Genomic DNA, 18,961 nt, shown 5'->3' with positions numbered 1-18,961 from the left:
AATGTGGCACGACGGGGCGCCGCACGCAAGAGGACTACGGCAAAGGCCCGGTCAGGTAGCCCTGGACCACCGGCGCGTACGTCGCCACCAGCGTGTCCACCGGAGCCGACGCGAGCGGCTCGATCCGGGCGATGTAGCGCAGCGCGACGAGCCCGACCAGCTGCGAGGCCACCAACGTGATCCGCCGCTCGGGTTCATCGAGCTCGAGCGCCTCGCCGACCGGCGCCAGGATCAGCCGGCCGAAGGCATCCGGCACCAGCGCCTTCCCCTCCGGCTCGAAAGCGCTGCGCATCAACGCCATCAGCGGGAGCCGGGACTCCTCGTCGTCCCAGATGCTCAGGAGCATGCGTATGAGCCGCTCCCCCACCCCGTCGCGGCCCCCGGCGGCGATCATGGGAACGACGTCTCGTGGATCGACCCGCAGCTCCAGCGAGGCGACGAAGAGGTCCTCCTTGGTGCCGAAGTAGTGGTGCACCAAGGCAGAGTCGACCCCGGCTGCGGTCGCGATCCCGCGGACGGAGGTCGCGGCGTACCCCTGCTGCGCGAAGCGCTGCCGAGCCGCCGCCAGGATCGCCGCCCGGGTGTCCGGCGAGCCGGGCCTGCGCCCTCGCCGCGGTGCCGTCGTGCTCATGCGATCACGCTAACCCGACGACGACACCTCGGGGCGAGGCTCCGTCCGACGCAACCAGGCCGCGGGACGGCCGACGAGCCATTCGAGCGGACCCGGACGGCCCCATGCGGTGACGACCGCGCCGATCGCCATCACGACGAGCACATGGAAGACGTACGTGTCGGGCGTCTCCGGCGGCCAGACCGCATCGGTCTTCATGATCACGTGCAACGTGTAGAGGGTGAGGGTCATCGTCCCGGCGCCGAACAGCACCGCCATCGCGGCACGCCACCGGTCCGGCAGCCGCAGCGCGATCATCTGACAGGCGCCGATGGCGAACATCGAGCTGCCGATCGTCTGCGCCAGGTCGAACGGCGTGGTCGAGTGCGGCGCCACGACCAGCAGCCACTGCCAGCCGCCGTCGACCGGCGTCTGCCCGTAGAGACCGTGGCTCATCGCGGTCAGCGCACCGTCGATGTCCAACTCTGGATAGGTGCGCAGCAGCTCCGCGGCCACCGACGGCAGCCGGGTCAGCCTCCCCGAGAGCCAGGTGGCCGAGACGGAGACGATGATGCCGCTGGTCCAGATCATGTCGACCACGAGCCGGTTGCGCAGATCGACCCGGCCGATGGCCATCCCGATCAGCACATAGGCCAGCCACGGGACGGCCGGGTAGTAGCCGGTGAAGAGCAGCTCGGCGAGCAGCCGGCCCGGCTCCAGCAGCTGTGACGGATCCGGGCTGGAGAACTGCCGCGGCGGCAGCATCGGCCGGATGACCTGCGACAACAGCGGACCGATGACGACCCAGAGCACACCGAGCAGCCACAACCATCGTGCCCTCAGCCCGAGGAACGGGATGGCGATCAGGAACAGGACCCCGTAGTAGGTCAGGATGATCGCGATGTTGGTGCCGAGCGACCCGAGCACCAACCCGAGGGCGGCGATCAGCACGGCCCTTGCAACGAGTCCCAGCGAACGGGACGCGAGCACTCGCCCCTTCACCGGCTTCTGACGTCCGGTCATCAGCGCCAGGCTGACCCCGGCGAGCACGGCGAAGAGCGCCGCGGACCGGCCACCGGCGACGGCTTGGATCCTGGTCAGCTCCCCGGAGGCGTCGACCGGATCGAGCACGTGCGTCGCCATCATCCCCAGCAAGGCCAGGCACCGCGCCACGTCGACACCGACGAGACGCGTCGAGAGTCGATCGGAGAGCGCGGACATCGCCCCCAGAGTAGAGATATCTCACGTACGCCGCGGCTTCACCCACCCACAACACCTGCTTTACCGTGAGAACGATGTCCGTCGATGCCTCCCTGACCCGCCCCTGGGTCGGACACGATGCCGGCAGCAGCGGCTACCGCCGGATCCTGATCGGCCTCTTCGCCGCCGGGATCGCGACCTTCGGGCAGATGTACTCCACCCAGGGCATCCTCCCCACCGTCGCGCACGCGCTCGAGGTCAACGAGGCCTCGGCCGCGCTCACCGTCTCCACCGCGACCCTCGGCCTCGCGGTCAGCGTCCTCGGCTGGTCGTGGGTCGCGGACCGCATCGGCCGGGCACCGGCGATGAAGATCGCGCTCTCGATCTCGCTCGTCCTCGGCCTGCTCACCCCGCTCGCCCCCGGCTTCACCACGCTGCTCGTCCTGCGCAGCCTCGAGGGCCTGGCGCTCGGCGGCGTACCGGCCCTCGCGGTCGCCTATCTGGCCGAGGAGATCCACGTACGCCACGTCAGCCTCGCCGCGGCCATCTACATCTCCGGCACCACCGTCGGCGGCCTCCTCGGCCGGGTCATCACTGGGCCGTTCGCCGACCTCGGCGGCTGGCGCCTGGGCGTCACCGCCGGCGGCGTCCTCTCGGCGATCGCCGCGATCATCGCGATCACCCTGATCCCGCGCGCCCAGGGCTGGGTCCGCCCGGTCGGCAGGCCGACCACCTCCGTACGCGAAGGGGTGCTCGCCAACCTCCGCGACCCGGGCATGCTCGTCCTCTACGGGCAGGCAGCACTGCTGATGGGCGGGTTCGTGGCGACGTACAACTATCTGGGGTTCCGCCTCGAACGCGAGCCCTTCGGGCTGCCGGTGGCGATCTCGAGCCAGATCTTCTTCGCCTATCTCGGCGGCACGGTCTCGTCGTCGGTCGCGGGCCGGCTGGCTGCTACTCACGGACGGCGAAAGGTCATGCTGACCTGCGTCGTCATCACGATCGTCGGCGTCGTGATGACCTTCCCCGACAACCTCGCGATGGTCCTGACCGGCCTGTTCGTCCTCACCACCGGCTTCTTCGGCGCCCACGGCGTCGCGTCGGGCTGGGTCGGCGCCCGCGCGCGGGTCGGAAAGGCCCAGGCCAGCGCCCTCTACAACCTCTTCTACTACGGCGGCTCGAGCCTCTTCGGCTGGCTGCTCGGCTATGCGTACGTCGTCGGCTGGTGGGGCGTCGCCACCGCCGTCCTCGTTCTCGCCCTGACCTCGCTCACCTGGTCCTGGCTCGCCGCCCACGACTGACGGGCGGCTCGACCAGCAGTGGCGTCAGACCTGGAAGTGCTTGCGCGCGAACTCGAGTGACTCGCGGAGGGCGGCGACGCGCTCGGCGCGGGAGTGGGCGCGTCGGGTGCTGATCTCGAGGACGATCTCGCCGTCGAAGCCCGACGCGGCCAGATGGCGCAGGAAGCGGTCGGCGCCCATGTGGCCTCGCCCAGGCACGAGATGCTCGTCCTTCGCCGAGCCGGTGCCGTCGGTGAGGTGGATGTGCCGCAGCCGCGACCCGAGCCGCTTCGCCATCTCGATCACGTCGTCGCCGGCGATCGCGGCATGGGAGAGATCGATGGTGGTGTTGGCGTAGTCCTCGGTCGAGGGGTCCCAGTGGGGCAGGTACATCTGGGTGGCGCGCTTGGCCGCCCGCCACGGGTACATGTTCTCGACGGCGAACTTCAGCCCGGTCGAGCGCTCCAGTGTGGCGATCCCCTCCACGAACCCGGCCGCGTACTCGCGCTGCCAGCGGAACGGCGGATGTACGACCACCACTCCCGCACCGACCTCGACGGCCATCTCGGCCGACCGCTCCAGCTTGCCCCAGGGCTCGAAACCCCAGACCTGCTGGGTGAACAGCAACGTCGGCGCGTGGATCGCGACGATCGGCATGCCGTGGTGCTCGGCGAGCTGCTTCACCGCATGGGTCTGCTGCGACAGCGCGTCGATGCCGACCATGACCTCGACCCCGTCGTATCCCACCTCGGCCGCATAGGCGAAGCCGCGGGCGGTCGACTCGGGGTACGTCGAGGACGTCGACAACGAGATCATCGCTGGCCTCCTAGTCGGACCTTCCAAGATCGGAACTGTCGATGAAGGACAGGTGGTCGAGACGGTCGAGGATCAGACCCTCCCGGAGAGCCCACGGACAGATCTCGAACGCGGGCACGTCGAAGATGTCGAGGCACGCCTCGGCGACCAGCGCACCGGGCACGATCTGATGGGCCCGTGACGGGCTGACCCCGGGCAGCTCGGAGAGCTCCTCGAGCGACATCTCCAACAGCTTCGGGATCCAGCGGCGCAGCTCGGCCAGCGGCAGCTCGCGGCGCACGCGCAGCCCCTCACCGCTCGGCGCGGCACCGCAGATGCGTGCCAGCGAGCGGAACGTCTTCGAGGTGGCCACCGCCATGTCCGGCTGACCGTCGCGCAGTATCTTGCCCGCGTCCTCGGCGATCGAAGCGCGGATCGACCGGCGCAGTTCCCGGACCTCCTCCTCCGTCGGGCGGTCACCGAAGTAGCTGCGCGCGAGCCGTCCGGCGCCCAGCGGCAGGGACCAGGCGACGTTCGGCTGCTCGTCCAGTCCGGCCGCGATCTCCAGCGAACCGCCGCCGATGTCGAAGACGGCGAGCCGTCCGGCGGACCAGCCGAACCAGCGGCGTACGGCCAAGAAGGTCAGCCGCGCCTCGTCGTCGCCCGGAAGGACCTCGATCTCGACCCCGGTCTCGGCATGTACGCGGTCGAGCACCTGCTGCGAGTTGCCGGCATCGCGCACCGCCGAGGTCGCGAACGCCAGCATCTCCGAGACGCCCTTCTCCTCCCCCACCGCCACCGACTCACGGGTGAAGGCAGTCAGCGCCTCGATCCCGTCCTCGGTCACATCGCCGGCCTCGTCGAGGTGCTCGGCCAGCCGCAACGGCTGCTTGAACGAGTACGCCGGTAACGGGGCCGCCCCGCCGTGGGCGTCGACCACGAGCAGGTGTCCCGTGTTCGATCCGATGTCGAGTACGCCCAGACGCATAGGTTCGACTTTAGTGGCTCGCCGTTCCCCGAGCGGAACTCCGCTGGAGATCGAGGCGAAGATGACCTCGTGAAGGAACTCGACAGCATCCGCCGAGACATCACGGCCCACCCGAGCAACGCGTGGGCCGTCGCGGCAGGGTTCGAGCCCGTCTACGTGGCTCATCCGGATGCTCGGTGCCTGATCATCGGCCAGGCCCCGGGTATCAAGGCTCAGCAGAGCGGCATCCCGTGGAACGACGCGAGCGGGCGACGCCTCATCGAGTGGCTCGGCGTCGACGAGGCGACCTTCCGCGATCCGGCGGCGTTCGCGATCCTGCCGATGGACTTCTACTACCCGGGCAAGGGCACGACCGGCGACCTGCCGCCGCGGCCCGACTTCGCGCCACGGTGGCACCCTCCTCTGCTCGAGCTGATGCCACAGATCAGCCTCACCCTGGTCGTCGGCGACTACGCGCAGCGCCACTACCTCGGCGGGAAGAGCTCGCTGACCGAGCGCGTGCGCAGCTTCCGCGACTATCTCCCGGAGCGGTTCCCGCTCGTCCACCCCTCACCACTGAACTTCCGCTGGCAGTCCCGCAACCCCTGGTTCGCGAGCGACGTCCTGCCCGAGCTGCGGCGCCGCGTCGACGAGGTGCTCAGCGCCCGGCGGTAGCCGCCTCGCGATCCGGACTGGCGACGACGGTGACGGACGGTTCCCCGATCCGGGCGTTGACCGCACCGGCGACCACGACCACGAGCGCGGCAGCGGCGGGCAGCAGGAGTGCCGCGTCGGTGCCCCAGCGCTCGGCGATGCCTCCGGTGACCGCGGAGGCCAGGGACTGGCCGAGGATCACCGCGGAGCCGAGCATGGTCATCACGGTGGCCGACCGGCCGACCGGGCTGCGGCGGGCACCGAGGCCGTACTGGGTGACCAGCGTCGGGCCGATGCCGAGACCGATGACGAGCAGCGCGACGACCATCCCTGTCACCGACGACACCGCCGGCAGCGCGAGGGCGCCGGCGAGCATCAGCCCGCCGAAGACCAGCCAGCGCGCGGCCGAGGTGAAGCCGACCGGGAAGGCGGCTACGCCCAGCGCCAGCGCGGCCGAGCCGACGCCCATCGCGGCGTAGACCAGGCCGGCCTCCTCGGGACGCCCGTGGTCGGCCATGAACGCGGTCAGCGAGGTGAGCATCGAGCCGAAGAAGAGCCCGACACCGAGGATGCCGACCACGATGACGACCACGCGCGGACGAGCGAGCTCGCGCACGGAGCCGGCAGCGGGCGTACGGCCGGACGAGGCCTGTGCGGTCGCGGCGCTCGGGTGGAGGGCGAAGGCGGAGACGAAGATCAGGGTGAGCACCGCGGCGGCGACGACCGGCGCCCAGGGGTCGATCGTGACGGCGAGGACGCCCGCGACGACAGGACCGACGATGAAGACGATCTCGTCGGCCGCCGACTCGTAGGCCATGGTCGAGTTGATCACCCGCACGCGACGTCCCGGGACGATGCACGCGGAGATGATCGCCATCAGCCGCGACCGCGACAACGGCGCGATCTGCGGGGCGGTCGCACCGACCAGGAACGCCACCGCCAGCACGGCCGCGTCGGGCAGCGGGCTGTAGACGACCCAGGCCATCGCGGCCAGCATCGCGCTGCTCGCAGCGCCGACCACCAGCAGCACGCGCCGCTGGCCGAACCGGTCGACCGCGGCGCCGAGGAGCGGGCCGCACGACGCGGCTCCGATCCCCACCATCGCCGAGTTCAGACCGCCGAGCGCCAGCGAGTCGCGGCCGGCGACGACCAGCGTCAGCACACCGACGACCATCATCGCGTACGGCATCCGCGCCACCAGCGCGAGCGGGAAGTACGTCCCTCCGACGGCGCGCACCAGACTCTGCTCGCCCTGCACTGACATCTCTTTCGAACCTCCCGCTGCGAACCGCGGCTCTGTGCCGCCTTGGTCCGCCGGCGGGGCCAGCGCGAGGTGATACACACAATGGATACGGAGCGGTGGCTCCGTACCTACAAGAATACGCCGCCCACCCCGGCCATCCGGAATCGCCGAGGTGGGCGCCGGTCAGGGCTCGAGATCGACCATCCCGTTGCCGCTGAGGATGTCCAACGGCACCGACACCTGGTCGTGCGCGATCCTCCAGGTGCCGTCGATCCTGCGCAGCCCGTAGGTGACCCGCACCCACATGCCAGCCGTCGTGACCCCGTTCTTCATCGTCCCGCTGAGACGGCCGAAGGCGTGCCCGAACGCCACGTCGCCGCCGATGGCGAGCGTCAGCTCACGCAGCTCGTAGTCCACGGTCTCGAAGACCTGGAAGACCCTCGCCCAGTTGGCGAGCTTGGCCTCGATCCCGACGTGCTGGAGCGGCGGCTCGACGTCGAAGGACACGACATCGGAGGCGTACGGCTCACGCAGGGCGTCGAGATCCTTGGCCCGCAGTCCGTCGATGACCTTCTCGATCTGGCCGCGGATCGCGGTCTCCTCCGTCGCGCTCATGACGCGCCTGCCTCGGCCCCGACGAGGCTGCCCTCGCGCAGCGGCGCGAGCACGGTGCTCCAGGAGATGACCTGGTCGAGCGTGGCGGTCAGTGCGACGGCGTGCCGGTCGGCCGGCACGAACGTGGCGTGGTTCTCGAAGTCGGTGAAGAGCGAGAGCTCCACCGGACGGCTCACGTCGGCCATGCCCAGCGCCCCGCAGACCGTACGCAGCTGGACGACCGCCCGGGCGCCGCCGCTGACGCCGTACGAGACGAACCCGACCGCCTTGTTCGTCCACTCCGCACAGGCGTGGTCGATGGCGTTCTTCAGGACTCCGGGCATGCCGCCGTTGTACTCCGGGGTCACGATCACGAAGCCGTCGAACGGCGCGATTCGCTCCGCCCAGTCGCGGGTGTGCTGGTTGGCCGACGGTCCGAACATCGGCGGCACGGGCTCATCCAGGTGCGGGAGCGGATGGTCGCGCAGATCGACGAGCTCGAAGATCGCGTCCTCGCGGCGCGAGGCCTGGTCGTGGACCCACCGGGCGACCTGTGGGCCAACACGGTTGGGTCGGGTGCTGCCGAGGATGATGCCGATGCTGATCATGTTCCGGACTCCTTTGAAGCTGTCGTGGGTCTGCTGTCCCTCCGACGACGCAGGCGTACGGAATGTCAGGCGGTCTCACAGATCGGGTCGCTGTTTCGTCGGACCGGTAGACATGAAGACCGAAGGAGCCGCCATGCCCGACCCCCACCTCGCCGAGGTGATCAGCGAGCGCCGCCAGCTGATCAACCTCGCCTACCGCCTGCTCGGCTCGCTCGCCGAGGCCGAGGACGTCGCGCAGGAGACCTACACCCGCTGGTACGCCCTGCCCGAGAAGCAACGGAAGGCGATCGCCAATCCCGGCGCCTGGATGACGACGGTCGCCAGCCGGATCTGCCTGGATCTGCTCGGCTCCGCACGAGCCCGGCGGGAGCACTACGTGGGCGACTGGATCCCGGAGCCGGTGCCCGGGGGCTGGCTCGACGGCACCGAGTCGGCGCCTGCCGACCCCGCCGACCGGGTCACCCTCGACGAGTCGATCAGCATGGCCTTTCTGGTGGTGCTGGACTCGATGACACCCGCCGAGCGGGTCTCCTTCGTCCTGCACGACATCTTCCGCTACTCGTTCGCCGAGATCGCCGACGTCGTCGGCCGCACCCCGGCCGCCTGCCGCCAGCTCGCCTCCAGCGCACGCCGCCGCATCGACACCTCACGGGACCCGTCGACCACCGAGCGCGCCGACCTGGTCCGCGGCTTCAAGCAGGCCTGGGAGTCCCGCGACATCGACGCCCTCGTCGGGCTGCTTGACCCGTCGGCGGTCGCGACCGCGGACGGTGGCGGCCTGGCCCTGGCCTTCCTCGAACCGATCAGCGGCGCCGACCAGATCGCCCGCGCCTGGATCGATATCGCCACCCGCGCCCCTGAGGTGACGCTGCGGGAATGCGTGGTCAACGGCCAACCCGGCCTGGTCGGAGAGCTGGACGGCGCCACCGTCTCCGTCTACGCCTTCGACATCGCCGACGGCCGCATCACCCGCATCTGGGCCGTACGCAACCCCGAGAAGCTCGGTCCGTGGAGCGCTCGGTGAACCGTCGGACCTCGATCGACGGCGTAGGCTTGGCAGGTGCCTGAGGTACCCCTGGATTTCCCGCGTGCGTGGGTGGAGTTCGTGAACCCCGACGACCCGGACGAGCGGATGCGCTGCGACCTGACCTGGTTGACGTCGGCGTACTCCTGCATCTTCGGCAACGGCTGCCCGGGGATGTTCAAGAGCTCGCCGGACGTGGGGTGCTGCACGCTGGGGGCGCACTTCGCCGACGAGGAGGACGAGGCCCGGACGGCTGAGTTCGTACGGCAGCTGACCCCGGATCTGTGGGAGCAGCACCCCGGGCGCGAGGTGAAGGCCGATGACTGGGTCGAGCTCGACGACGAGGGCGAACGGAAGACCCGGGTCACGGAGTTTCGCGGCCAGGAGTCGTGCGTCCTGGCCAACCGGCCGGACTTCGCCGGCGGATCGGGGTGCGCGCTCCACATCCTGGCCGCGGCAGAGGGACGGGAGCACTTCGAGACGAAGCCGGACGTGTGCTGGCAGCTGCCGATCCGGCGTACGTTCCGCGATGTCGAGCTGACCGACGGGACGACCTACACCGAGGTGACGATCACCGAGTACGACCGGCGCGGCTGGGGTCCGGGCGGCCACGACCTGGACTGGTACTGCTCCGGCAACACCGAGGCCCACGTCGCCGTCGAGCCCGTCTACCTCACCAACCAGGCCGAGCTGACCGAGCTGATGGGCAAGGCGGCGTACGCCGAGCTCGTCCGTCACTGCGAGGCGCACGTCCGGTCGCGGTCCGCGCTGGCGCTCCATCCCGCCAGCCCGCGCTGAGCGGCGCTGAACCCCGGGGTGTATCTCGACATCAAGAGATAGTGACCCTGGATTGGTCTCTCTCTCAGCGAGAGTTCAGAATCGTTACATGCGCCTGGACCATGTTTCGTACGCTGCAGGACCCGATGGCTTGGTACAGACCGCCAAGCAGCTCGGTGAGCTGCTCGGCCAGGAGTTCGTCGACGGCGGCGTCCACCCCCGCTTCGGCACCCGCAACTACATCCTCCCGATGCGCGGCGGCCTCTACCTCGAGGTCGTCGAGGCGCTCGAGCACCCGGCCAGCGACAAGGCTCCGTTCGGGCAGGCCGTCAAGGCCCGGTCCGCTCTCGGTGGCGGCTGGATCGGCTTCGTGATCGGCGTCGACGACATGACCCCGATCGAGGAGCGGCTCGGCCGCAAGGCGGTCCCCGGCAACCGTCACCTCCCCGACGGCCGCGAGCTCCACTGGCAGCAGATCGGCATCAACGGCCTGATCGCCGACCCGCAGCTGCCCTACTTCATCAAGTGGGAGACCCCCGATCTCCACCCCGGCAACGCCGGCTCCGACATCACCCTCACGTGCCTGGAGATCTCCGGCGACCCCGAGCGGGTCAAGGACTACCTCGGCGACGAACTGAAGGAGCGCGTCGACCCGTGGACCGGCAAGCCCGCCGAGAACGTCCACATCGACTGGGTCGCCGAGCACGGCACCCCCGGTCTCCTGGCCGCGCAGTTCGTCACCCCGCGCGGCGAGGTCCGGATCTGACCAGGCTCGACCTGCCGGGGGCGACGGGCGCGATCCTCCACCTCCGGTGGTCGAGCTTGTCGAGACCCAGCCCGTCCGAGGAGACATGAGCCGCGTAGACCTCCCCGGCGCCACCGGCGCGATTCCCAGCCCCAACATCTGGAACCACACCGCGACGTACGAGATCGAGAACCGTGCGCTCGACCCGCACGGGCGACTCTGGGCAGCCATGTCCGAGACCGGGCCCTGGGCCGGACGCGACGTCCTCGACCTGGGCTGCGGGACCGGGTTCTACCTGCCGCGCTTCGCCGAGGAGGCCCGCACCGTCACCGGCGTCGAGCCGCATCCGGACCTCGTGACGTTGGCCCGGCGGCGTACGAAGCGGCTCTCGAACGTCACCGTTCACAACGGCATCGCCCAGCGGCTCCCGCTGCCACCGGCATCGGTCGACGTCATGCACGCCCGCTGGGCCTACTTCTTCGGCCCGGGCTCGGAGCCGGGTCTCGGCGAGCTCGACCGGGTGATGCGCCGGGGCGGCGTGGCGATGGTGATCGACAACGACGGCTCCCGGTCGAGCTTCGGCGCATGGTTCCGCCGCGGCTACCCGAAGGTCCCGCCGCCCGAGGAGCAGGAGCGGTTCTGGTCGAGGCACGGCTGGACACGCGTCCCCGTCGACATGGACTGGTCGTTCGGATCACGCGCGGACCTGGAGGCGGTCGTACGCATCGAGTTCGACGCCGCCACCGCGGCGGCGATCCTCGAAGAACATCAGGGGACGTATGTCGACTACGCGGTGAACCTCTGGTGGAAGCGTTTCTGAATCACCGCACGCGGCCGTGGAAAAAGCGTGACCATTGAGGCTCCCCCCAAGGAAAGGAGTTTCACCATGCACCATTTCCCACGTCTCGGGCGTCGGCTCGGCACGGTCATCGGCACCCTCCTTCTCACGGTCGCGGCCTCCCTCGCCGCGGTCAGCGTCACTGCCGCGCCGGCTCACGCCGACGCCTGCTACACCTGGAGCGGAACCCTGCAGCAGGGCTCCTCGGGCAATGCGGTCACCCAGCTGCAGATCCGGGTCGCCGGATGGGCGGCCTCCGGCACGGTCTTCTCGATCGACGGATCCTACGGCCCGGCGACGACGACCGCGGTCCGCAACTTCCAGGCCGCCTACGGGCTCGCCGCCGACGGCGTCGCCGGCGCGAACACGTTCAACAAGATCTACGCGCTCCAGGACGACGACTGCACCCCGGTCCACTTCGCGTGGAGCGAGGTCGACGACGTCTGCTACGGCGGCTGGCCGACGCCGATCTCCGGAGTGACGGTCGCGCAGGTCAAGGCCAACCTGATGCAGGCGATGTGGCGAGCCGAGGCGATCCGGCACCGGCTCGGCGACAACCCGCTGCGGGTGACCTCGGCCTACCGATCCAAGGCGTGCAACGACGCCGTCGGCGGCGCCTCCAACAGCAACCACCTCTACGGCCGGGCCATGGATCTGGTGCCCGGCAGCAGCGCGACGACCATGTGCGGCATCGCGCGTGCCTCACGCCAGTCGTTCCCGCAGGTGCTCGGGCCGGGCTACCCCGACCACAGCGACCACATCCACCTCGGCATCCAGTCGAGCGTCTTCCACAGCGCCTCGCAGTGCTTCTGAAGTCCTGATCAGGACAGATCGGTGAGCTGGTCGGGATCGGGAACGGTCCCGACCAGCTCACCGCATGGCATCGTTGTGCCGTGAACCTCGAACCTCCCCTCCCCACGTCACGGGCCGCCACGCTGGGCCCCCACGGAGGGCTCGCCGTAGCCGGCCTGGACGCGGAGGCCGAGGCGGTCTACGGGGCGGTCCTCGCCGCCGGAGCGATCGAGGACGCCGAGGTCGCCCGCACCCTCGGGATCAGTACGGAGGCCGCCGCGCGCACGCTGGACGAGCTCCGCGCGGCCGGGCTGGTCAACCGGGCGGCGGGCGACGGGCGGTTCGCCGCCGTCGACCCGCGGGTCGCGCTGCGCGCGGTCGCGGAACGCGCGGAGGACGGTCTCGCCCGGCTCCGTGCCGCCATCCCGCTGCTGGCCGAGGTCTACGAGAACCGTGGTGCGGCGGAGCGACCGGGCTCGAGCGTCGGTGTGCTGGTGGGGCCCGACGCCGTGGGCGCGGCGTACAACAGGCTGGAGCATCAAGCCGTCGAGGAGTTCATGGCGTTCGACCGGCCGCCGTACGTGCTCGCCCCGCTCAACCCGCTGGAGCCTGTGGTCATCGCGCGCGGTGTGCGCTGGCGAGCTGTCTACGCGGCCGCGGCGCTGGATCGGCCCGGCGCGTGGGACGAGGTGCGCCGCGCCGTCGAGGCGGGTGAGCAGGCGCGGCTCACGAGCGATCTGCCGGTCAAGCTCGCGATCGCCGACCGACGGGCCGCGCTCGTGTCGACACGTCTCGACGGCCTGCGGCCCGAGGCGATCCTCACCGATTCCCAACCGCTCGTCGCGCTGCTGTGCGAGGTGTTCGAGGCGCATTGGGAGCAGGCCGCCGACGTGCCGCGCGACGAGCCCGTGCAGCGCGGCCCCGTTCCGGTCGAACGACGCGGCCCGACGGCCGAGGAGCGAGCGCTGCTCGCGTTCTTCGCGTCCGGAGCGAAGGACGAGGTGATCGCCCGCGAGCTGCACGTCTCGACCCGCACGGTACGCCGGCGCAGCCAGCTGCTCCTGCGGCGTCTCGGCGCCGCGAACCGGTTCCAGGCAGGGGTGCAGGCAGCACGTCGCGGTTGGGTCTGACCTCGGCCGACGGGGGTCTCAGTGACGGCGCGCAACCTCGAGATGGCCGCCTGCGGCCAGTTGGCCGCTGCCGGACTCTCGCACACGTGCGGTCGAAACATCTGGGCGCTTTCATGAGCACTGAGCCGTCTTGCGCGGATCTCAGAAAGTTCACCGGAAGGTCACCCATGTCCCCCATTTCCCGTCGCGGCGTCACCGTCGCGCTGGCGGTGCCCGCCGTGCTCGCCGGCTCGGTCCTCGTACCCCTGAGCGCAGCGGCCGACCCCGGCGAGTCCGTCGCCGTCATCATCGAGCTCGACAGCCCCGGTGCTGTGCAGCGCGTCGGCGCCGACCGGATCGCCGAGTCGCGATCCGCGGACGGCGACGTCGGCACCCAGAACGATCTATCAGCCACCTACCGTGCGATCACGAACGACATCGCCACCGAGCAGGAGGCGACCGTCGACCGTCTTCAGGCAGATGGCATCCCGGTCGACGAGACCGGGAGCGTCGCGGGCCTGATCAACGCGGTCATGGCGGAGGTGCCCGAGCGCAGCCTCGACGAGCTCTCCGCGGCGGACGGTGTCGCGCATGTGACCCGCGACGTGCGGATGCGCGCGCTGACCGTCGACTCCGTCCCGTCCACCGGCGCACCTGCTGTCTGGGAGGAGAAGGATGCCGACGGCACCCCGCTGCGCGGTAAGGGCATGACCGTGGCCGTGATCGACACGGGCGTCGACTACGGGATCGCCGACCTGGGCGGCGGTTTCGGCGAGGGGCACAAGGTCGTCGGTGGCTACGACTTCGTCTCCGGCGACGACGACCCGATGGACGAGCACTACCACGGCACCCATGTCGCCGGCATCGTCGCCGGAACAGGAGCCGAGACGACCACCGGCGTGGCACCCGACGCCTCGATCACCGCGTGGCGAGTTCTCGACGCCGACGGTTCGGGCATGATGTCCGACGTCCTCGCCGGTTTCGAGGCCGCGGTCGACCCGACCGGCTCCCACCCCGCCGACGTGGTGAACATGAGCCTGGGCGGCCCGGTGGAGGACAACGACCCCCTCGCGCGCGCCGCGACGGCCGCGGTCGAGGCGGGCACCGTGGTGGTCGCCGCCGCGGGCAACGCCGGTCCGGGCGACGAGACCGTCGGCTCGCCCGCGATCGCGCCCGACGTGATCGCGGTCGGCGCCTCGACCACCGGCATCCGTACGCCGTCGATCACCCTCCGCGGTGCCACGCTGCCGGCCGGATCGATGCGCCGTTACTCGCTGTCCGCGAATCCCGGCCCGAAGCCCGTCACCGCGCGCGTGATCGACGTGGGCTCCGGCACTCCCGAAGACTACGAGCGCGTCGGTGATGTGACGGGTGCGATCGTCGTGTACCAGAGCCCGACGGCGCAGGCCGTCACGGGCTACGACATGTACCTCTCCGAGCTCGCCGAGCAGAACGGCGCGGTCGGAGCACTCGTCTACCAGCCCACCAACGCCGAGCCCGGGGTCGGCGACGGGCCGAGCGACACCCCGATGGGCGGCTTCGAGACCCACGCCAGCGACGGCGGCGAGCTCGCGGTCCAGGCCGGCTGGGACCAGCGCCGAGCGACGCTCGTGATGATGTCGCTCTACGCCGGCGACTACGGCAACATCCGCCGGGCCGTGCTCGACGGCAAGGTCACCGCGACGATCACGGGCGAGGACGCGACCGACCTGATCGCCTCGTTCAGCTCCCGGGGCCCGGCCGGTACGACGGTCAAGCCCGAGATCGTCGCCCCCGGCGTCGAGATCCGCTCGGACATCCCCGCCTGGCAGGGGATCGAGGGCAACGCGTACCGGCTGTCCGGAACGTCGATGGCGGCACCGCACGTCGCGGGTGCCGCGGCACTGGTACGTCAGGCGCACCCCGACGAGTCGGCCCTGAAGATCCGCGCCCGCCTGATCGGCTCGGCGCGGGAGCTCGACAGCACCGACGCCGATGTCAGCCCGTTCACGCAGGGCGCCGGGGCGCTCGCGGTCGACCGCGCAGTGGCGCAAGACGTCACCGCATCGCCCGACGCCCTCTCCCTTGGCCTTGCTGACACGGCGGGCGACGTCCGCTCGCGCACTGCCACCGTCACGCTGACCAACTCGGGCAAGACAACGCAGAAGCTGAAGCTGCGCGCCGAGGGGTCCGAGGTCAGCGACGGGCGCATCGATCTGTCGGCCACGTCGGTCACTCTCGGGCCGGGCCGCCGGGCCGAGGTGACGATCACCCTCACGCCCGGTCACCGCGACCGGCCTGGCGAGGTGTCGGGTGTGCTCGTCGCCACCGGCACCGGCAAGGACGCCGCGCGTGTGCGCGTGCCGTACGCACTGCTGGTGCGCCCGCTCGTCGTACGAGCGACACCGGATGTCGCCGACGGCGCGACGCGCGTCGTCGTGCAGGCGCCCGCGGCGCTCGAGCGTCCGTCCGCCGACGTCGTGGCCCCCTCGGGCCGGCGCACGACCGTGCAGCTGTCGCCCCAGGACGGGCGCCCCGGCTGGTACGCCGCTGACCTCGAGGTGCGGGAGGCAGGCGTCCACCGGATCGATGCGACCGGCACCACTGCCGAAGGACGGCGACTCGGCGGGACCGGGTCCCTCGTGTCTCTGGGGGCCGACCGGCGCGGCAACTGGGAGCAGGTGGGCCCGATCTTCACAGGCGGGCTCACGGTGACCTCACCGGATCGTGCCGGGACGGCGATCCACGTCGTCCAGGACGGCATCAGTCCGTTCTGGACGAGCGACGGCGGCAAGACCTGGACGCGCGTGCGCTCGATGCCCGTCGCTGCCGGCGTAGGCCTGCCCGCGGCTGACCCGGCCGTGCCCGGCGGGTTCTGGCTCGCCGTCAACGGCATGGCCGGGCGCGACGTGCTCGACGCCACGTACCAGGGCCGCCTGCTGCACAGCGCGGACGGCGGGAAGAGCTGGGATGTGCAGTCGCTGCCCGACGAGCAGATCGACGCGTTGGGCGCCGACCGCTCCACGGTCGCCGTCGCGACCGCCGCAGGGCTGCGGTTCAGCCGCGACCACGGCCGGACCTGGGACCTCGTGCCGACCGGCTGGTCAGGATCGGTCGAGCACCTGGCGGTGGCTGACGGACGGGTGTACGTGCAGACGTTCGACGGGCTGTGGCGGGTCGATCTGACCGGTCAGGCGCCCGGGACGGTCACGCAGGTCGTCACGCCGGACAGCAGCATCAGCTCGCTCTCCGACGTGGCGGTCGCGGGCGACACGGTGATCGCGACCGTGTGGAACGCCGAGGATGCGACCGTGCTGCGGTCCGCTGACGCCGGAGCCACCTGGAAGTCGTCGCAGCCGGTGCCCGGCGCCTACTCCCTCGGACTGTCGGTGGCGGGCGACACCACCTACCTGCGCTTCTTCGACCGCGTGTACGCCAGCACCGACCACGGCGCGACCGCGAAGCCGGTCGCACTGCCCGAGGGGGCGCGCGACGTACGCGACGTCGACGTGTGGCAGGGCGGGGACGGGCTCGTGGTGACCACGAGCTCCGGTGTCTGGGGTCACGACCGCGACGCGTGGACGAGGTACCCGCTGGCGGGCGGCAACTCGTGGAGCCTGGCGGTCGGCGCCGATGCCGCGAAGGAGCCGGTGCTGCGCACAGGCGACACCGAAGGGCTCAAAGAGCGTCGGCAGGGCGATCTCGGTACCGGCCGCGAGCTCGACTGGGGCCTGACGGGCGACGAGGGCTGGATCGGCCTGACGGCCCTCGACGTCGAGCAATCGCCGGTCGGCGCGCGCGACGTGTGGTGGGTCCGGCAGGACGGCTTCCTCGGTACGCAGCTGTTCCGCCGCTCGGTCGACGGCAACGACGCGCGCGTCGGTCCCCACGTCGAAGTCGGAGACGTCGCGGTGTCACCGGTGAAGGAGGGCACGGTCGCGGCGACGTACGGCGCAGAGCCCGAGCACGGCCTCCTCGTCTCGACCGACGGGTTCGCCACGTGGACCACACACCCGTACGACCTCGCGGTCCGCACGGTGGAGTTCGACGCGTCCCGGCCCGAGCGGCTGTGGATCGCCGCGAGCGAGGGCCTGTACCGATCGGACGACCTCGGCGCGACGCTCGTGAAGGTGGGCGGCGGTCCCATCCGCTCCTTGTCCGTCGAGAAGGACGTCGTGATCGCGGGCACCGATGGCGGAGTGCTGGTCAGCACGGACAGCGGCAGGAACTTCCGCAGGTCGGTGATCCCGAACCTGCGCGCGGCGGTCGGCGCGGTCGCCTCGGTCTCGGTCGAGGTCGCAGCCGACTCCCCCGGCAGGCCGGGCAAGGCCGTGCGCGTGCTCGTTGCCGGGAGCACCGATCTCGTCCGCGACGGAGTGCTCGCCTCAGGCGCTGGGGCCTTCGTCAGCACCGATGCGGGCAAGACGTGGCAGCCTGCTTCGGGCGGCCTCACCGCGCTGGACATCCGCGATCTCGCGGTCAGCCAGGACGGCAGATGGCTGTACGCCGGCACCCGCAGAGGAGGCGTGGTCCGCACCACGACCGATGCGCTGGTGAGCGCGCTCGGCTGAGCCCTCAGGACATGTCGGTGAGCTGGTCGGGATCGGCGTCGGTCCCGACCAGCTCGCGGAGCTTGTCGTTGACGTCCCAGATGCCCACGTTCATCCCGGCGGTCACGGTGGCACCACGCCGCCAGTAGGCGATGAACTCGTCACCGTCGGTGTCGCCACGGAGGAGCACCTCGTCCTCGGGCGCGGAGTGGCCGACGTACTCCATCGAGAACTCGAACTGGTCGGTGAAGAAGTAGGGCTGCCAGTCGTAGGCGCCGCCCTTTCCCAGCATCGACCGCGCCGCCAGCCGGCCCTGCTTGATCGCGTTGTCCCAGTGCTCGACCCGCAGCGGGCCGAGCACGGTGTGCGTCGCGAGCGCGGCGTCGCCTGCGGCGAAGACCCGAGGATCAGACGTACGCAGCCCCTCGTCGACCACGATGCCGTCACCGACCTCGAGGCCGGCGTCCGCGGCCAGCTCCGTGGCCGGTGCCGCACCGACCGCGACCAGGACGATGTCGGCGGGGATCTCGCCGGCGCTGGTGCGTACGGCTCCCGGCTCGATCGCCTCGACGGTCGTCCCGGTGTGGATCTCGACGCCGTGGCGGGTGTGGAGATCGGCCACGTGCTCGGCGAGCACCGGGCCGAGGACGTTGAGGAGCGGCTGTGCGGCCGCCTCGAGCACGACCGCCTCTCCTCCGAGCGCGGTCACCGACGCGGCGACCTCGAGCCCGATCCAGCCGCCACCGACCGTGACGACCCGGGTGCCCGGCTCGACCGCATCCTTGAGGCGGCGGGCGTCGTCGACGGTGCGGAGGGTCGTCGCGTGCTCGATGCCGGGGATCGGCGGCGTCTTCGGCTCGGCGCCGGTGGCCAGCAGCAATGTGCCGAAGGGCAGCCGCTCGCCGTTGTCGAGCGTGACGGTCCCGTTGTCCAGGTCCAGGGCGGTCGCGGTGGTGCCGGTGAGGACGGTGACGTCCTTCTCGGCGTACCACGCCTCGTCGTGGGAGAGCTTGAACTCCTTGGCGCCGGAGAGGAAGTCCTTGGAGAGCTGCGGTCGCTCGTAGGGCAGCTCCGGTTCCTTCCCGACCAGGGTCAGGCGGCCGGCGTACCCCTCGTCACGAAGGGTTTCGATGGCGCTGACCGCTGCGAGACCAGCACCGATGACGACGATCTCCTCAGTTCCCATGACGCCATCG

Annotated in this window: 17 protein-coding genes; 9 read left to right on the top strand and 8 right to left on the bottom strand. The window is 70.8% G+C overall.

What is annotated here, in order from left to right; all coding sequences use genetic code 11:
• Window positions 1–34: 34 nt before the first annotated feature.
• The gene (locus tag ACIO3S_RS22065; RefSeq protein ID WP_400467855.1) at window positions 35–631 is read right to left on the bottom strand and encodes a TetR family transcriptional regulator; all 597 of its coding nucleotides are present in this window, start codon (window positions 629–631) and stop codon (window positions 35–37) included.
• A 9-nt stretch (window positions 632–640) separates the two neighbouring features.
• The gene (locus ACIO3S_RS22060; protein WP_400467854.1) at window positions 641–1,831 is read right to left on the bottom strand and encodes a heparan-alpha-glucosaminide N-acetyltransferase domain-containing protein; all 1,191 of its coding nucleotides are present in this window, start codon (window positions 1,829–1,831) and stop codon (window positions 641–643) included.
• Between the two features lie 74 nt (window positions 1,832–1,905).
• Between ACIO3S_RS22060 and ACIO3S_RS22055 the strand changes: the two genes are divergently transcribed.
• On the top strand, window positions 1,906–3,111 hold the full coding sequence (locus tag ACIO3S_RS22055; protein ID WP_400467853.1) for an MFS transporter: 1,206 nt from the start codon (window positions 1,906–1,908) through the stop codon (window positions 3,109–3,111).
• Window positions 3,112–3,135: 24 nt separating this feature from the next.
• Here ACIO3S_RS22055 and ACIO3S_RS22050 read toward each other — a convergent pair whose 3' ends face one another.
• On the bottom strand, window positions 3,136–3,906 hold the full coding sequence (locus ACIO3S_RS22050) for a sugar phosphate isomerase/epimerase family protein (RefSeq protein WP_400467852.1): 771 nt from the start codon (window positions 3,904–3,906) through the stop codon (window positions 3,136–3,138).
• A gap of 10 nt (window positions 3,907–3,916) precedes the next feature.
• Window positions 3,917–4,873 carry a Ppx/GppA family phosphatase gene (locus ACIO3S_RS22045; protein WP_400467851.1) on the bottom strand — a complete coding sequence of 319 codons (957 nt, stop codon included), beginning with the start codon at window positions 4,871–4,873 and terminating at the stop codon, window positions 3,917–3,919.
• A 69-nt stretch (window positions 4,874–4,942) separates the two neighbouring features.
• Here ACIO3S_RS22045 and ACIO3S_RS22040 point away from each other — a divergent pair, with 69 nt between their 5' ends.
• The gene (locus ACIO3S_RS22040) at window positions 4,943–5,527 is read left to right on the top strand and encodes a uracil-DNA glycosylase family protein (RefSeq protein WP_400467850.1); all 585 of its coding nucleotides are present in this window, start codon (window positions 4,943–4,945) and stop codon (window positions 5,525–5,527) included.
• Here the strand turns inward: ACIO3S_RS22040 and ACIO3S_RS22035 are convergent.
• The 3 genes from ACIO3S_RS22035 to ACIO3S_RS22025 form a co-directional block, all read right to left on the bottom strand.
• Window positions 5,511–6,770 (bottom strand): MFS transporter, encoded by a 1,260-nt coding sequence (locus ACIO3S_RS22035; protein ID WP_400467849.1) that lies wholly within the window; start codon window positions 6,768–6,770, stop codon window positions 5,511–5,513. The two genes, ACIO3S_RS22040 and ACIO3S_RS22035, sit on opposite strands and share 17 nt — an antisense overlap.
• A gap of 162 nt (window positions 6,771–6,932) precedes the next feature.
• Window positions 6,933–7,364: a YybH family protein gene (locus ACIO3S_RS22030; protein WP_400467848.1), complete on the bottom strand. Its 432-nt coding sequence runs from the start codon at window positions 7,362–7,364 to the stop codon at window positions 6,933–6,935.
• Entirely contained in the window at window positions 7,361–7,951 is a 591-nt protein-coding gene (locus tag ACIO3S_RS22025; RefSeq protein ID WP_400467847.1) for an NADPH-dependent FMN reductase, read from the bottom strand. The genes ACIO3S_RS22030 and ACIO3S_RS22025 overlap by 4 nt, the downstream gene beginning before the upstream one ends.
• A gap of 133 nt (window positions 7,952–8,084) precedes the next feature.
• Here ACIO3S_RS22025 and sigJ point away from each other — a divergent pair, with 133 nt between their 5' ends.
• From sigJ to ACIO3S_RS21990, 7 genes are all read left to right on the top strand, one after another.
• Window positions 8,085–8,975 (top strand): RNA polymerase sigma factor SigJ, encoded by an 891-nt coding sequence (gene sigJ / locus ACIO3S_RS22020; RefSeq protein WP_400467846.1) that lies wholly within the window; start codon window positions 8,085–8,087, stop codon window positions 8,973–8,975.
• 36 nt (window positions 8,976–9,011) lie between these two features.
• Entirely contained in the window at window positions 9,012–9,773 is a 762-nt protein-coding gene (locus ACIO3S_RS22015) for a hypothetical protein (RefSeq protein ID WP_400467845.1), read from the top strand.
• 88 nt (window positions 9,774–9,861) lie between these two features.
• Window positions 9,862–10,518, top strand: a complete 657-nt coding sequence (locus ACIO3S_RS22010) for a VOC family protein (RefSeq protein ID WP_160026421.1) — start codon at window positions 9,862–9,864, stop codon at window positions 10,516–10,518.
• A gap of 85 nt (window positions 10,519–10,603) precedes the next feature.
• On the top strand, window positions 10,604–11,317 hold the full coding sequence (locus ACIO3S_RS22005; RefSeq protein WP_400467844.1) for a class I SAM-dependent methyltransferase: 714 nt from the start codon (window positions 10,604–10,606) through the stop codon (window positions 11,315–11,317).
• A gap of 66 nt (window positions 11,318–11,383) precedes the next feature.
• Window positions 11,384–12,148 carry a M15 family metallopeptidase gene (locus ACIO3S_RS22000; RefSeq protein WP_350713630.1) on the top strand — a complete coding sequence of 255 codons (765 nt, stop codon included), beginning with the start codon at window positions 11,384–11,386 and terminating at the stop codon, window positions 12,146–12,148.
• Window positions 12,149–12,228: 80 nt separating this feature from the next.
• On the top strand, window positions 12,229–13,257 hold the full coding sequence (locus ACIO3S_RS21995; RefSeq protein ID WP_400467843.1) for a LuxR C-terminal-related transcriptional regulator: 1,029 nt from the start codon (window positions 12,229–12,231) through the stop codon (window positions 13,255–13,257).
• Between the two features lie 167 nt (window positions 13,258–13,424).
• Window positions 13,425–17,786: a S8 family serine peptidase gene (locus ACIO3S_RS21990; protein ID WP_400467842.1), complete on the top strand. Its 4,362-nt coding sequence runs from the start codon at window positions 13,425–13,427 to the stop codon at window positions 17,784–17,786.
• Between the two features lie 4 nt (window positions 17,787–17,790).
• On the opposite strand, the gene ACIO3S_RS21985 is transcribed toward ACIO3S_RS21990, so the two are convergent.
• Entirely contained in the window at window positions 17,791–18,951 is a 1,161-nt protein-coding gene (locus ACIO3S_RS21985) for an NAD(P)/FAD-dependent oxidoreductase (protein ID WP_400467841.1), read from the bottom strand.
• Window positions 18,952–18,961: the final 10 nt, after the last annotated feature.

It is taken from the genome of Nocardioides sp. NPDC087217 (genome assembly GCF_044744805.1).
In the GTDB taxonomy this organism is placed as follows: Bacteria; Actinomycetota; Actinomycetes; order Propionibacteriales; family Nocardioidaceae; genus Nocardioides.
The sequence above is the reverse complement of the archived record's forward strand: the minus strand, read 5'-3'. Positions and strand labels throughout refer to the sequence as shown.